Raw genomic sequence first — 14392 nt, forward strand, 5'->3', positions numbered from 1 at the left:
ATGGCTACATCCTCTCCGCTCGACGATCTCTCGCACCGCCTGCTCGGCAAGCCCCCCGGCGAGCTCAACGACGAGCAGCGCCGCGTGCTCGCGGGGATCGAGGCGGGGACCACGGTCAGCCGCGATGCCGCCGACCTCGCCGATGAACGCGCGACGTTCGGCGAGCGGCTCTCGGACCGGGTTGCGGCGGTCGGTGGGTCGTGGGGGTTCATCATCGCGTTCACGGCGGTGCTGCTCGGCTGGATGATCCTCAATTCGGACATCCTCACGCATTTCAACGCGGCGTTCGATCCCTATCCCTACATCTTCCTCAACCTGCTGCTGTCGACGGTCGCGGCGATCCAGGCGCCGATCATCATGATGAGCCAGAACCGGCAATCGGCGAAGGACCGGCTCGCCGCGAGCCTCGATTACGAGACCAATCTGCGCGCCGAGCTCGACATTTTGCGCGTGCATCACAAGATCGACCATCTGGTGCTCGCGCGGCTCGACGCGATTGAGGGAAAAATCGATGCTCTGGCGAAATCGGGTGCCGGAGCCTAAGAGCGGCGCATCAGCTATAGAGGCACAGATGGCAGGCCATTCCAAATATAAGAACATCATGCATCGCAAGGGTGCGCAGGACAAGAAGCGCTCGTCGGCGTTCAGCAAGCTCAGCCGGGAAATCACGGTTGCGGCCAAGATGGGCCTGCCCGATGTCGACATGAACCCGCGCCTGCGCGCGGCGGTGAATGCGGCCAAGGCGGCGTCGCTTCCCAAGGAGAACATCCAGCGCTCGATCGACAAGGCGAGCCGCGGCGATGCCGAGAATTACGAAGAGATCCGCTATGAGGGCTTCGGCCCGGGCGGCGTGTCGCTGATCATCGAGGCGTTGACCGACAACCGCAACCGTACCGCAACCAACGTGCGCGTCGCGGTCGGCAAGAATGGCGGCAACCTGGGCGCCGGCGGTTCGGTCAGCCATGCGTTCGACCGCGTCGGGCTGATCTCCTATCCCGCCAGCGCGGGCGATGCCGACACGGTGTTCGAGGCCGCACTTGAGGCGGGCGCCGAGGACGTCACGTCGAGCGAGGACGGGCACGAGGTCTGGACCGCGCAGGGCGATCTGCACGAAGTCGCCAAGGCGCTCGAGGCGAAGCTCGGCGAGGCCGAGGGCGCGAAGCTCGCTTGGCGGCCGCAGACCATGGTCGCGGTCGACGCGGACGATGCGGCGACGTTGTTCAAGCTGATCGACGCGCTCGACGATGACGACGACGTGCAGACGGTGTGGGGCAATTACGAGATCTCGGACGAGATCATGGAGACGCTGGGTTGATTCGTTGGGGTTGAGATGAAGAAGGTGTTTTCACGCGGAGACGCGGAGGCGCGGAGAGATGCCCTGCGCGGGTTCGTCTTCCGCGTCAGCGGCCTATCGCCGATCGGTCAGCCCGACGGCGTGAAGGTCGCGCTGACGCGCGACGGCCGTAAAATGCGCACCCCCTCCGCGTCTCCGCGTCTCCGCGTGAATTCACCTTCTTACCTATGATTATTCTAGGACTCGACCCCGGCCTAGGCACCACGGGCTGGGGTGTCATCCGTGCGGACGGTAACCGGCTGAGCCATATCGCCAATGGCCAGATCAGGACTGATCCCTCGATGGCGTTGCCGCGGCGGCTGACGGCGCTCTACTCCGCATTGCTTGACGTGATCCGCGCCGAGCGGCCGGATGGCGCTGCGGTCGAGGAAGTGCTCGGCAACACCAATGCGCAGTCGACGCTGAAGCTGGGGCAGGCGCGCGGGGTGGTGCTGCTCGCAGCGGCGGGGGCGGGGCTGCACATCGGCGAATATCACCCCTCGACCGTTAAGAAAGGCGTCGTCGGCACCGGCGGCGCGGACAAGAAACAGATCCAGGCGATGATGGCGGTCTTGCTGCCCGGTGCGAAGCTTGCCGGCCCCGATGCCGCCGACGCGCTGGCGGTGGCGATCACGCACGCGCATCATGTCGCAAGCGCGGCGGCGCTGTCGCGACGCACGGGAGTAGGCGCATGATCGTCCATCTGAAGGGCCGGCTCGATTCGACCGGGATCGACCATGCGGTGATCGATGTCGGCGGCGTCGGCTATCTGGTCGGCGCATCGGCGCGTACGCTGTCGGCCCTCGGGCCGATCGGCGAGGCCTGCACCGTCTTCACCGAATTGCTGGTCGGCGAGGATTTCCAGCGGCTCGTCGGGTTTTCGAGCGCGGACGAGCGCGACTGGTTCCGGTTGCTGACCGCGGTGCAGGGCGTCGGCGCGCGGGTTGCGCTCGCGATCTTGTCCGCGCTCGAACCCGTCGACCTGTCGCGCGCGATCGCCAGCGGCGACAAGGCGATGGTCGCGCGCGCGAACGGCGTCGGGCCGAAGCTCGCCCAGCGCATCGTCATGGAATTGAAGGACAAGGTCGGCGGGATCGCGCTCGGGCTCGGGCCCGCGGTGGTCAATGCGGCGCCAGGGGCGTCGGCGGATGCGGTGTCGGCGATGCTCAACCTGGGGTTCCGGCCTGCCGAGGCGAGCGTCGCGGTGGCGGCGGCGGACGAGGAACTGGGGCCGGGCGCGACGCTCGACGCGCTCGTCCGGCTGGCGCTGCGCAAGGCGTCGAAGCCCTAGTCTCAGTCGGTCTTCGGCCGTTTCGCGGACCGGCGGGGCGCGGGGCCGGGGCCGAACGCGTCGAGCGCATCGGCATTGGTGCGGCCCCAGTCGTAGAGCAGATTGACCGGCTCGACGAACCGCCTGCCGAGCGGCGTCAGACTATATTCGACCGCGGGCGGCATCGTCGCGAGCACATCGCGCAGGATCAGCCCGCTGCCTTCCATGTCGCGCAGCGTCTGCGTCAGCATCTTCTTCGAGATGCCGGGCAAGCTGCGGTGGAGGACGCCGGTGCGCGCGCCGCCCTCGTGCCGCGCGTCGAGCGTGTGGAGCACCATGCTGGTCCATTTGGTCGCGAACAGGTCGAGGACGCGGCGCGGCGCGCAGTCCTCGCGCCAGTCGTCGGTCACGGGGGCGGGATCGTGATCGGGGGGCGTGGTTGTCATGCTGGGTCCCTGAACGTCGCTGGGTCCCGAAAGGTGCCCGGGGCCCCGAATGGTGCCGTCTAGAACGCGTCGCGGGCGATGCCTAGCTACTGCGTTCAAGTGAAACGGAGAATGACGATGGCCCGGACGGCATTGGTGGTTGGCACGAGCGGTATTGTCGGCAGCGCGACGGCGGCGCTGCTGATCGAACAGGGATGGACGGTCCATGGCCTCGCGCGGCGCCCGTCCGACCAGCCCGGCGTGCACCCGGTCGCTGCCGACCTGACCGACGCGGCAGGCACCGCCGCCGCGCTGAAGGATCTTGCGCCCGACGCGGTGTTCATCTCGACCTGGTCGCGCCAGGCGACCGAGGCGGAGAATATCCGCGTCAACGGCGCGATGGTCCGCAACCTGCTCGACGGCCTGCGTCCCGCGAAGTCGGTGCGGCATGTCGCGCTGGTGACGGGCCTGAAGCATTATCTCGGGCCGTTCGAGGCGTATGGTAAGGGCGTGCTGCCGCAGACGCCGTTCCGCGAGGAACAGGGCCGGCTCGAGGTCGAGAATTTCTATTATGCGCAGGAGGACGAAGTGTTCGCGGCGGCCGAGCGCGACGGCTTCAGCTGGAGCGTGCACCGTCCGCATACGGTGATCGGCAAGGCGGTCGGCAATGCGATGAACATGGGGACGACGCTGGCGGCCTATGCGACCCTGTGCCGCGAGACCGGGCGGCCATTCCGCTTTCCGGGATCGGCGGCGCAGTGGAACGGGCTGACCGACATGACCGACGCGCGGCAGCTCGCGGCGCAGCTCGTCTGGGCGACGACGACGCCCGAGGCGGCGAACCAGGACTTTAACATCGTCAATGGCGACGTGTTCCGCTGGAGCTGGATGTGGTCGCGGATCGCCGAATGGTTCGGGATCGAGGCGGCGCCGTTCGACGGCACGATCGTCCCACTCGAGGAGCAGATGGCCGATGACGCGGTCGTGTGGCAGCGGATCGCCGAGCGCGAGGGGCTGGTCGAGGCCGACCTCACGCGCCTCGCCTCGCCGTGGCACACCGACGCCGATCTTGGTCGGCCGATCGAGGTCGTTACCGACATGGGCAAGAGCCGGCGGATGGGCTTTACGCGCTACCAGCCGACCGACGATGCGTTCTTCGACCTGTTCGCGCAGCTCCGCGCGGACCGGCTGATCCCGTGAATCTGGTAGGCCGGTCGGGCGGGACGCGCGCGACGGGGTGACAGGGGCGGGCGTGAACGGGTAGGGAACGGGCTTGATGACCGATGCCGAACGCCTGCTCACGCCAGCCCGCCGCCCCGAGGACGTGGATGCGGCGCTGCGCCCCAAGAATCTCGACGAATTCGTCGGGCAGAAGGCCGCGCGCGAGAATCTGCGGATCTTCATCCAGGCGGCCAAGGCGCGCGGCGATGCGCTCGACCATGTGCTGTTCTTCGGGCCGCCGGGACTCGGCAAGACCACGCTCGCGCAGATCGTCGCGCGAGAGATGGGGGTGGGGTTCCGCGCCACTTCGGGCCCGGTGATCGCCAAGTCGGGCGACCTCGCCGCGCTGCTGACCAATCTCGAGGATGGCGACGTGCTGTTCATCGACGAGATCCACCGGTTGCAGCCCGCGGTCGAGGAGGTGCTGTATCCGGCGATGGAGGACCGCGCGCTCGATCTGATGATCGGCGAGGGACCCTCGGCACGCAGCGTGCGGATCGACCTGCCGCGCTTTACTTTGGTCGGCGCGACGACGCGGCAGGGGCTGCTGACGACGCCGCTGCGCGATCGCTTCGGCATTCCGGTGCGGCTGCAATTCTATACCGTCGACGAGCTCGAGCGGGTGGTGACACGCGCGGCCGGGCTGCTGGGCCTCGCGATTTCGAAGGACGGGGCGATGGAGGTGGCGCGGCGCGCACGCGGCACGCCGCGCATCGCTGGGCGGCTGCTCCGCCGGGTTCGCGACTTTGCCGATGTCGCGGGCGCCGAGATCGTCGATGCGCGCACCGCCGACGCCGCGCTCAACCGGCTCGAGGTCGATGCGCTGGGGCTCGATGCGATGGACCGGCGCTATCTGATGATGATCGCCGACATCTATCGCGGCGGGCCGGTCGGGGTCGAGACGCTGGCAGCGGGCCTCAGCGAACCGCGCGACACCATCGAAGAGGTGATCGAGCCCTATCTGATCCAGCTCGGCCTCGTCGCGCGGACCGCGCGCGGGCGGTGCATGAATGCGGGCGGGTGGAAGCATCTGGGCCTCAATCCGCCGGTCGGGAGCCAGGACGGGTTGTTCGACGTTTGAGGCAGGGCACGCAGCAATGACGATAGACCGGGCTTGCGCAGAAGAATACTTTTGTTGCGTGGCACCCAAGCGCTTGATCTGGTAGCTCCTCCCCATGCCCGTTTCGGCCGCCGCCTCCGCCCGCGAGATCCTCACCAGCCTTCACGACGTGATGGCCGCGCGCACGACCGCGCAAGCCAAGCTCAATTCGGTCGTCGGCATCATCGCCGCGGCGATCGATAGCGAGGTCTGTTCGATCTACCTCCTGCGCGAGGGCGTGCTCGAGCTGTTCGCGACGCGCGGCCTTGCACAGGAGGCGGTGCATGTCACCAAGCTGGCGCTGGGCGAGGGGCTGGTCGGCACGATCGCGCAGCAGGTCGAGGTGCTCAATCTCGACGAGGCGGCGAGCCATCCCGATTTCGCCTACAAGCCCGAGACCGGCGAGGAGCGCTATCACAGCTTTGCCGGGGTACCGATCATCCGGCGCGAACGCGCAGTCGGCGTTCTTGCGGTGCAGCATGCCGAAATGCGGAAATATCAGGACGTCGAGATCGAGGCGCTGCAGACCGTCGCGATGGTGCTGAGCGAGCTGATCGCCAATGCCGGGCTGATCGACACTGCGGGCGGCGGGTCGGATCGCCCGCAATCGACCGCGGCGATGCGGATCCCGGGGCAGAAGCTGGTCGACGGGATGGGCGCGGGCTTTGCCGTGTTCCACCAGCCGCGCATCCATATCGAGCATACGGTCGCCGAGGACACCGATGCCGAGCGGCACCGGGTCTATGCCGCGTTCGACAAGATGCGCGAAGGCATCGAGCGGATGACGCGCGAGGCCGAGTTCGGCGTCGGCGGCGAGCATGAGGAGGTTCTCGAGACCTACAAGATGTTCGCCTATGACGAGGGCTGGGCACGGCGGATCAACGAGGCGATCGATTCCGGGCTGACCGCCGAGGCGGCGATCGAGCGCGTCCAGCAGCGCACCCGCCAGCGGATGCGGCAGATCGACGATCCGCTGCTCGCCGACCGGATGCACGATCTGGAGGATCTGGCGAACCGCCTGCTGCGGATCGTGTCGGGCCAGATGGGTACCGCGGCGCAGATGGGGCTCAGGCAGGACACGATCCTGATCGCGCGTAATCTGGGGCCGGCCGAATTGCTCGAATATGACAAGCGCCGGTTGAAGGGGGTAATCCTTGAGGAAGGGTCGCTCACCGCGCATGTCACGATCGTCGCGCGGGCGATGGGCGTGCCGGTGCTCGGCCGTGTCCGCGACGTCCGGCGGCTGATCGCCGAGGGCGACCTGCTGCTGCTCGACAGTGCCGACGCCAATGTGTTCGCGCGGCCCTCCGCGGCGATGGAGGAGGCGTTCGAGGCACGGCTTGCGCTGCGGCAGAAGCGCAGGGCGGCGTTTGCGGCGCTGCGCGACGTGCCGCCGATCACGAAGGATGGCCACCGGCTGACGCTGATGGTCAATGCCGGGCTGCGCGACGATGCGGCCGCGCTCGACATCACCGGCGCGGACGGGATCGGCCTGTTCAGGACCGAATTCCAGTTTCTCGTATCCGCGACGCTGCCGCAGCGCGAGCGCCAGCAGCGGCTGTACCGCGAGGTACTGGAGGTGGCGGGCGATCGGCCGGTGATCTTCCGTACCGTCGATATCGGCGGCGACAAGGCGCTGCCCTATCTCAACAAGGCCGCCGCGGATGAGGAAAATCCGGCGATGGGCTGGCGCGCGCTGCGGCTGGGGCTCGAGCGCGACGGGCTGATGAAGGTGCAGGCGCGCGCGCTATTGGAGGCGGCGGCGGGGCGCACGCTTAACGTGATGTTCCCGATGGTCAGCGAACCCTGGGAATTCGACGAGGCCAAGGCGCTGTTCGAGGCGCAGCGAAGCTGGCTGGCGGGGCGCGGGCGCAAGCTGCCGACGACGATCCGCTACGGCGCGATGCTCGAGGTGCCAGCGCTTGCCGAGATGCTCGACATCCTGCTGCCCAAGATCCAGTTCCTGTCGGTCGGCACCAACGACCTGACACAGTTCCTGTTTGCCGCCGACCGCGCCAATCCCAAGCTCGCCGAGCGCTATGACTGGCTGAGCCCGTCGATCCTGCGGTTCCTTGCCCGGCTCGTCGAGCCCGCGCGTGCCGCCGGTGTCGATCTCGGCGTGTGCGGCGAGATGGGCGGGCGGCCGCTCGAGGCGATGGCGCTGGCGGGGATCGGGATCGACCGGCTGTCGATCACCCCGGCGGCGGTCGGGCCAATCAAGGCGATGGCGCGCTCGCTCGATCTGGCGGCGATTACCGCGAAGATGACGGCCCTGCTCGCCGATCCACCGCGCGACATGCGTGCCGTGCTGACCGACTGGGCGACGGAAAACGGCGTCGAGCTCGCCTGACGCGCGGGTTTCGCTAGGGCCTTCGCGTTGACATGGGTTATTGGCTCTGGAACATGACCCGCCTTGATGGGCGCGCGCTACAGCCCATAATCGGAGACAAGAATGGACGACGTCGCAACCGGGCAGATCCCTCCGCCCGCCTCGCCCGAACGGGCAGGCGATATCCTGCGTGCAACGCGCGAGGCACAGGGGCTGACGATCGCCGATGTCGGGGGCCGGACGCGCGTGCCGCTGCGGCATCTCGAGGCGATCGAGGCGTCTGATTACGCGACTTTGCCGTCGTCGACCTATGCGGTCGGGTTCGCCAAGGCCTATGCCCGCGCAGTCGGCGCGGACGAGGTGCGGGTGGCCAATCTCGTGCGTGCCGAGCTCGGCAAGATCGTGCGCCGCACGCCCGAATACGAACCCTATGAAATGTCCGATCCGTCGCGCGTACCCTCGCGCGGCGTGGCGGTGATCGCGCTCGGCATCGCGCTGGCCGTGCTGATCCTGGTCGGCATCTGGTACGGGACCGACCTGTTCCGTGGCGGCGCGACCACGTCCGGGTCTGCGGCGGGATCGGTGGCGACGGTCGCCGAAGTGCCCAGCCCGACGCCGGCCTCCCCCGCAGCGGCGCCCGCGGCGCCGGCGCTGGAGACCGGGCAGGTCACGCTGGCCGCGACCGACGAGGTGTGGATGCGCGTCTATGATGCCGACAACAAGACGCTGTATCTGGGCACGATGAAGGCCGGCGACCGGTTCGACGTGCCGCGCGACGCGAAGGATCCGATGATCAATGTCGGGCGCCCGGACAAGCTGACGGTCACGCTCAACGGCTCGAACGTGCCGCCGCTGGGAACCGGCGAACGCGCGATCAAGGACGTCCGCGTCGGCGCCCCGGCGATTGCCGCACGGCTCAACGGTGTGCCTGCCGCGAGCGGTGGCGATGCCGCTGCCGAAGGGGCGCCGGGCAATGCATCGGGAACGCCTTAAGGCTGGCGACAGGAATGATGTTGCAGCTATATCGCTCGTCTTATCCAGTGCCCCGGGGGGTATAGCCCATGCATAAATCCATCATCGTCGGCATCCTGCTTGCCGGTGCATCGCTGCCCGTCGCGGCATCCGCGCAGTCGAACGTCGAAGGTCGTGTCGGCAAGCTCGAGAGCGAGATGCGCGCGGTTCAGCGCAAGGTGTTCCCGGGCGGGGCCGGGCAGCTGCTGCAGCCCGAGGTGACGGGGCCGCAGACGACCGCAGGTCCCGGTCCCGGCACGCCCGCCACCAGCGCGGTCGCCGATCTGGCGCAGCGCGTGACCTCGCTCGAACAGCAGATCGCGTCGATGACCGGGCAGGTCGAGCAGACCGAGTACAAGATCCGCCAGTTGCAGGAGCAGTTCGACGCGTATCGGCGTGCGACTGATGACCGGATGAAGCTGATCGAGGCCGCCCGGACGAACAGCGCGCCCGGTGCAGCCGGATCGGCCGTCGAGGGCACGGGTGGTCCGGACGAAGACGCCGGGCCGCCGGCGCGGCCCTCGGGAACCAACGCCGCCGCGCGGCCAGCAAACGCGGTCGAGAAGCCGTCGACCGGCAATCCGGCCGAGGACGAGTATCTCTACGGCTATCGGCTGTGGGCGGCGAAGAACTATTCTGAAGCACAGACGCAGCTGAAGAAGGTGGTCGCGACCTATCCGAAGGACCGGCGCGCGAGCTATGCACAGAATCTGCTTGGCCGCGCCTATCTCGACGAGGGCAAGCCGAGCCTTGCGTCGATGGCGTTCTACGACAATTATAAGAAGATGCCCGATGGTGAGCGGGCGTCCGAAAGCCTCTATTATCTCGGCCAGTCGCTGACCAAGCTGAACAAGTCCGCCGATGCGTGCAAGGTGTATGACGAGCTCAACGACGTCTATGGCGCCAAGCTCTCACGCGACATGACCGCCAAGGTCGCTGCCGGACGCGCCGCCGCCAAATGCAAGTAAGCGTGCATCGCGGCGTGGGGTGGCCGGCAGGATGAGCGATCCTGTCCTCACCGAGGAGGCCCAGCGTTTTGCAGCGGAGGTCGCAAGGCTTGGCGCGGGGCTGACATCGCCCGTGCTGGCGGTGTCGGGCGGACCCGACAGCATGGCGATGCTGACGCTCGCGCAGGAATCGCTCGGGACCGGTTTCACCGTGGCCAGCGTCGATCATCGTCTGCGCCCCGAAGCCGCGGGCGAATCGGCGATGGTGGCGGCGCATTGCGCGACGTTCGGCATTCGCCACGCGACGCTGGCGCCAACCGAGCCGATCACCGGGGCCAGCATCCAGGCGCAGGCGCGCACCGTCCGCTATGCGTTGCTCGCGGACCATGCGCGCGCGATCGGTGCGGGATGCGTGCTCACCGCGCACCACGCCGACGACCAGGCCGAGACGTTCCTAATGCGCGCCGCGCGCGGGTCGGGACTGGCGGGGCTGGCAGGCGTGCGCGCCCGGACCGAGGTCGCGGGCATCCCCGTCATCCGGCCGTTGCTCGACTGGCGCCGGGCGGAGCTTCGCGCGATCGTCCGCCGCGCCGAGGTGCCGTTTTTCGACGATCCATCCAACCACGACGATCGGCATGACCGCACGCGGTTTCGTCGGCTGCTCGGCGCGAACGAATGGCTCGGCACGCCCAATCTGGCGCGCGCGGCTGCGGCACTGGCGGAGGCGGATGCCGATGTCCGCGCTGCGGTCGAATGGCTCTGGGCCGACCGTGCGAAAGTCACGGCGGGCGAGGTCCGGCTGACCGTCGGCGACGTGCCGCGCGAGCTGTTGCGCCGGATGGTCCGGCGCGCGATCGGCGTAGTGCGCGACGCGGTGACGGAGGCCGCACGCGACGGTGGCGGGCAGGACGCGGCCGCCACGATCGAGGGCGACTGGAGCTCGGCGGTCAATATCGAACGGCTGCTCGATGCGCTGATCGCGGGCAAGCGCGCGACTCAGGCGGGGGTGATCGCATCGCCCCGCGCGGGTGTCTGGCGCTTCCGTCCCGCGCCGCCGCGTCGCTCGGTGTAGATTCGTCCCGCGCGGACACATTGATTGCTGCCAAGTCGCGGCTTGTTCCATTGCCATTAACCTGCGCGCGCTTATCTTGTAGGTTCGAAAGGTATCCGGCACCCATGAACGACAATGACAATCGAGGGGACAACCGCGGCAACAAGCCACAGGGCCCCGAAAATGGCAGCCCGTGGATGAAGAGCCTGCTCATATGGGTCGGCATTCTCGTCGCGCTGGCGCTGTTCGTGACCATGTTCGACGGCCGCACCGCGACCTCGAGCGGCAACACGATCGCCTATTCGGCGTTCCTCGACAAGGTCGACGAGGGCACCGTCAAGGACGTGAACATCTCGCGCGACATCATCTCGGGTACGTTGTCGAGCGGCGAGAAGTTCAAGGCCTATCCGATCCAGGACGCGACGCTGGTTCCAAAGCTGCGCGAAAAGGGCGTGGCCATCAGCGCGAAGCCCGAGGAAGGGCCGTCGATGCTGGCGTTGCTGCTGTATCAGTCGCTGCCGTTCCTGCTGTTCCTCGGCATCGCGTTCTTCGTCTTGAAGCAGATGCAGAAGAATTCCGGGTCGGGCGCGATGGGCTTCGGCAAGAGCCGCGCGAAGATGCTGACGCAGAAGGAAGGCAAGGTCACGTTTGCCGACGTCGCGGGCATCGATGAAGCGCGTGAGGAGCTTGAGGAGATCGTCGAGTTCCTGAAGGACCCGACCAAGTTCGCCCGCCTCGGCGGCAAGATCCCCAAGGGCGCATTGCTAGTCGGCTCGCCCGGTACTGGCAAGACGCTGCTCGCCCGCGCGATCGCCGGCGAGGCTGGTGTGCCGTTCTTCACGATCTCGGGTTCTGATTTTGTCGAGATGTTCGTCGGCGTCGGCGCGAGCCGCGTGCGCGACATGTTCGAGCAGGCCAAGAAGTCCGCGCCGTGCATCGTCTTCATCGACGAGATCGATGCGGTCGGTCGCCATCGTGGCGCCGGTCTCGGCAATGGCAATGACGAGCGCGAGCAGACGCTGAACCAGTTGCTGGTCGAGATGGACGGCTTCGAGGCGAACGAAGGCATCATCATCATTGCCGCGACCAATCGTCCCGACGTACTCGATCCCGCACTGCTGCGTCCGGGCCGCTTCGATCGCCAGGTCGTCGTGCCCCGCCCGGATATCGAGGGTCGGATCAAGATCCTCGAAGTGCACATGAAAAAGGTGCCGCTGGCACCCGACGTCGACGCCCGCGTCATTGCGCGTGGTACGCCGGGCTTCTCGGGTGCCGATCTCGCCAACCTCGTCAACGAAGCGGCGCTGCATGCGGCGCGCAAGGGCAAGCGCCTGGTGGCGATGGCCGAGTTCGAGGAGGCCAAGGACAAGGTCATGATGGGCGCGGAGCGTCGCTCCATGGTCATGACCGATGACGAGAAGCGGATGACCGCGTATCACGAGGCCGGCCATGCCGTCGTCGCGATGCACGAGGCTGCCTCGGATCCGATCCACAAGGCGACCATCATCCCGCGCGGTCGTGCGCTGGGCATGGTCATGCGTCTGCCCGAGCGTGACAGCTACAGCTATCACCGCGACAAGATGTACGCGAACCTCGCGGTGTCGATGGGTGGTCGTGTCGCCGAGGAGGTCATCTTCGGCTACGACAAGGTCTCGTCGGGCGCGAGCGGCGACATCCAGTACGCCACGGGTCTGGCACGCGACATGGTCACGCGCTGGGGCATGTCGGACAAGGTCGGCCCGCTCGAATATGGCGAGCCCGAGGGTGAATCGTTCCTTGGTTACTCGTCGAGCCGTCCGTCGCGCATGTCGAACCAGACGGCGCAGCTGATCGACGACGAGATCAAGCGGATCGTCGAAGGCGGTCTCGACCGCGCCAAGCAGGTGCTGAGCGATCATGTCGACCAGCTCCATACGGTCGCGGGCGCGCTGCTCGAATATGAGACGCTGACGGGTGATGAGATCAAGCAGCTGATCGCTGGCGAAGATCTCGACCGGCCGGATCCAGGTGCGAAGGCGAGCCTCGTACCAAAGGCGGGGACGTCGATCCCCAAGACCCGGCGACCCAATGGGCCGTTCGGAACGCCGACCCCGCTAGGCGCCTGATCCGGTTCAGCGGCTAGTCAGCTAAATGCCTCCATGGGCGGTCTTTTCTTCGGAAAGGCTGCCCATGTCGTATGTGCTTCCCAAGGCCGTGATTGCCGCGATGCTGGCGGGCGGGATGGCGATGCCTGCGTCTGCGGCGATGACCGTGGGGACGTTTCTCGCCCGCGCCAATGCGCTCCGCGACCAGGGGCCGATGGCGCTGATGTCGCCCGACTTCCCGGCATTGAAGGCGGAGGCGAAGGCCGCGACGACGCAGCTGAAGGCCGAGCGGGCGGCACGTGCGGCGGCGGGCAAGCCGCCGATCGCCTGCGTCCCCGAGGGGGAGTCGGTGGGAATCATGGACATGCTCGACGGCCTGTCGGATTTGCCGGCGAGTTATCAGAAGCGGCCGTTGAAGGACGGCTATGCGCGCGTGCTGGCAAACTTATACCCGTGTCGGTGAGCGGGTGAGCCGGACGCGGGGAGGGGCTCGTCGAGGCGAAGCGAAGCAACCGCTGGCGGCCATCTACTCCGTCAGGCCGTGCAGCAGGATCAGCACCACAAACGCAATTAGCACAGTGAACGCGAAGGTGAGCAGCGCGACGGTGCGCCAGCCGGCCGAAACCTTGCCGAGCGCATAGGCGCCGCGGAGCTGCGCGAACATGTGGACGGGCGGGACGAGCAGCGCCGCCATCACGATCCACCCGCTCGCCAGCCCCGCCAGCCCGCCAAGCATCAGCGCGATCACCAGCAGCATCATGAACGCCAGCGAATAGGTCACGAAGATCGCGTGATCGTAGAGATGGTGCTTGCGGCGCCACAGGAACAACAGCGCCATGAACGGCACCGAGAGCGGGATCAGCCCCCAGCTATATTTATACGCGCTCGACTGGAGCTTGTAGATCATCAGCCCGGGATTGGCGTTCGCCTTGGCGATGCCGTGGTCGAGCAGTGGCCAGCCGGTCTTCTTCACGTCGGTGAAGGTAAAGTTGTCCGTGTCGCGTCTGGTCGTGCCGCTTGCGCTCGTCAGCGCGCGGATGCTGCCGCGCAGGACGAGTGCCTGCGTATCGAGATCGGCGGTCGATTGCCCCGCGCGCACCGCGACCGCGCGCGCACGCTCGACGCGGGCAAGGTCGCCACGGGCCTCGTCCAGCCCGCGTGCGAGTTCGGCGCGGTCGCGCAAAGTGGGGGCGGCGATCTGCTCGGTTATCTCGCCACCGACCACACCGATCGTTGCGAACATCAGGAAGACGGTGAACAGGAACAGCGCGAGCGGCGAGACGAACCGCGCGCGCTCGCCGTTGACGTAGCGCCGGGTAAGTGTGCCGGGATGCAGGACGAGCAGCGGCAGCGTGCGCCAGATCTTGCCCTCGAAATGAAACACGCCATGCGCAATCTCATGCCCGATCGCGCCGAGTGACCGGTGGACATGCGCGGCCTGACCGCAGGCATGGCAGTGCGCGCCGATCAGCGCGGTGCCGCAATTGAGACAGAGCGCGCCCGGTGCATGCGTCCTGCCGATTGCGGTCGATTCGCCAGCACATGGTTCGAACGCGCGTCCGACCAATGCCCCCGTGGCGATGTCCGCCGTTGCCCCCATGTCCCCGTTCATAACGCAAGCG

General features: G+C 67.4%; 14 protein-coding genes. 12 read left to right on the top strand and 2 right to left on the bottom strand.

Annotated features, from left to right (window positions below; translation table 11 throughout):
* The 4 genes from IFT54_RS17150 to ruvA all read left to right on the top strand — a co-directional run bounded on the left by IFT54_RS17150 (position 1) and on the right by ruvA (position 2624).
* Positions 1 to 543, top strand: coding sequence for a DUF1003 domain-containing protein (locus IFT54_RS17150; RefSeq protein WP_107931587.1), 543 nt, complete (start codon positions 1 to 3; stop codon positions 541 to 543).
* A gap of 28 nt (positions 544 to 571) precedes the next feature.
* Positions 572 to 1315: a YebC/PmpR family DNA-binding transcriptional regulator gene (locus IFT54_RS17155; protein ID WP_031395214.1), complete on the top strand. Its 744-nt coding sequence runs from the start codon at positions 572 to 574 to the stop codon at positions 1313 to 1315.
* A 206-nt stretch (positions 1316 to 1521) separates the two neighbouring features.
* Entirely contained in the window at positions 1522 to 2028 is a 507-nt protein-coding gene (gene ruvC, locus IFT54_RS17160; protein WP_031395213.1) for a crossover junction endodeoxyribonuclease RuvC, read from the top strand.
* Positions 2025 to 2624 (top strand): Holliday junction branch migration protein RuvA, encoded by a 600-nt coding sequence (gene ruvA / locus IFT54_RS17165; RefSeq protein WP_031440320.1) that lies wholly within the window; start codon positions 2025 to 2027, stop codon positions 2622 to 2624. The genes ruvC and ruvA overlap by 4 nt, the downstream gene beginning before the upstream one ends.
* A gap of 2 nt (positions 2625 to 2626) precedes the next feature.
* On the opposite strand, the gene IFT54_RS17170 is transcribed toward ruvA, so the two are convergent.
* The gene (locus tag IFT54_RS17170) at positions 2627 to 3049 is read right to left on the bottom strand and encodes a winged helix-turn-helix transcriptional regulator (protein ID WP_192071496.1); all 423 of its coding nucleotides are present in this window, start codon (positions 3047 to 3049) and stop codon (positions 2627 to 2629) included.
* A gap of 117 nt (positions 3050 to 3166) precedes the next feature.
* Between IFT54_RS17170 and IFT54_RS17175 the strand changes: the two genes are divergently transcribed.
* The 8 genes from IFT54_RS17175 to IFT54_RS17210 all read left to right on the top strand — a co-directional run bounded on the left by IFT54_RS17175 (position 3167) and on the right by IFT54_RS17210 (position 13233).
* Positions 3167 to 4228: an SDR family oxidoreductase gene (locus IFT54_RS17175; RefSeq protein WP_192071497.1), complete on the top strand. Its 1062-nt coding sequence runs from the start codon at positions 3167 to 3169 to the stop codon at positions 4226 to 4228.
* A gap of 76 nt (positions 4229 to 4304) precedes the next feature.
* Positions 4305 to 5330: a Holliday junction branch migration DNA helicase RuvB gene (gene ruvB / locus IFT54_RS17180; protein WP_031440317.1), complete on the top strand. Its 1026-nt coding sequence runs from the start codon at positions 4305 to 4307 to the stop codon at positions 5328 to 5330.
* Between the two features lie 94 nt (positions 5331 to 5424).
* Complete coding sequence (gene ptsP, locus IFT54_RS17185) at positions 5425 to 7698, top strand: phosphoenolpyruvate--protein phosphotransferase (protein ID WP_192071498.1); 2274 nt, start codon at positions 5425 to 5427, stop codon at positions 7696 to 7698.
* A gap of 102 nt (positions 7699 to 7800) precedes the next feature.
* Positions 7801 to 8670: a helix-turn-helix domain-containing protein gene (locus IFT54_RS17190; protein WP_192071499.1), complete on the top strand. Its 870-nt coding sequence runs from the start codon at positions 7801 to 7803 to the stop codon at positions 8668 to 8670.
* 68 nt (positions 8671 to 8738) lie between these two features.
* Positions 8739 to 9656 carry a tetratricopeptide repeat protein gene (locus IFT54_RS17195; protein ID WP_192071500.1) on the top strand — a complete coding sequence of 306 codons (918 nt, stop codon included), beginning with the start codon at positions 8739 to 8741 and terminating at the stop codon, positions 9654 to 9656.
* Positions 9657 to 9687: 31 nt separating this feature from the next.
* Positions 9688 to 10707, top strand: a complete 1020-nt coding sequence (tilS, locus tag IFT54_RS17200) for a tRNA lysidine(34) synthetase TilS (protein WP_192071501.1) — start codon at positions 9688 to 9690, stop codon at positions 10705 to 10707.
* A gap of 104 nt (positions 10708 to 10811) precedes the next feature.
* Positions 10812 to 12791, top strand: a complete 1980-nt coding sequence (ftsH, locus tag IFT54_RS17205) for an ATP-dependent zinc metalloprotease FtsH (protein ID WP_031396187.1) — start codon at positions 10812 to 10814, stop codon at positions 12789 to 12791.
* Between the two features lie 64 nt (positions 12792 to 12855).
* Positions 12856 to 13233, top strand: a complete 378-nt coding sequence (locus IFT54_RS17210) for a hypothetical protein (RefSeq protein ID WP_244649152.1) — start codon at positions 12856 to 12858, stop codon at positions 13231 to 13233.
* Between the two features lie 63 nt (positions 13234 to 13296).
* On the opposite strand, the gene IFT54_RS17215 is transcribed toward IFT54_RS17210, so the two are convergent.
* Entirely contained in the window at positions 13297 to 14382 is a 1086-nt protein-coding gene (locus tag IFT54_RS17215) for a DUF3667 domain-containing protein (RefSeq protein WP_192071502.1), read from the bottom strand.
* Positions 14383 to 14392 lie beyond the last annotated feature (10 nt).

This window comes from Sphingomonas sp. CFBP 13714, from assembly GCF_014842205.1.
GTDB lineage: Bacteria > Pseudomonadota > Alphaproteobacteria > Sphingomonadales > Sphingomonadaceae > Sphingomonas > Sphingomonas aerolata.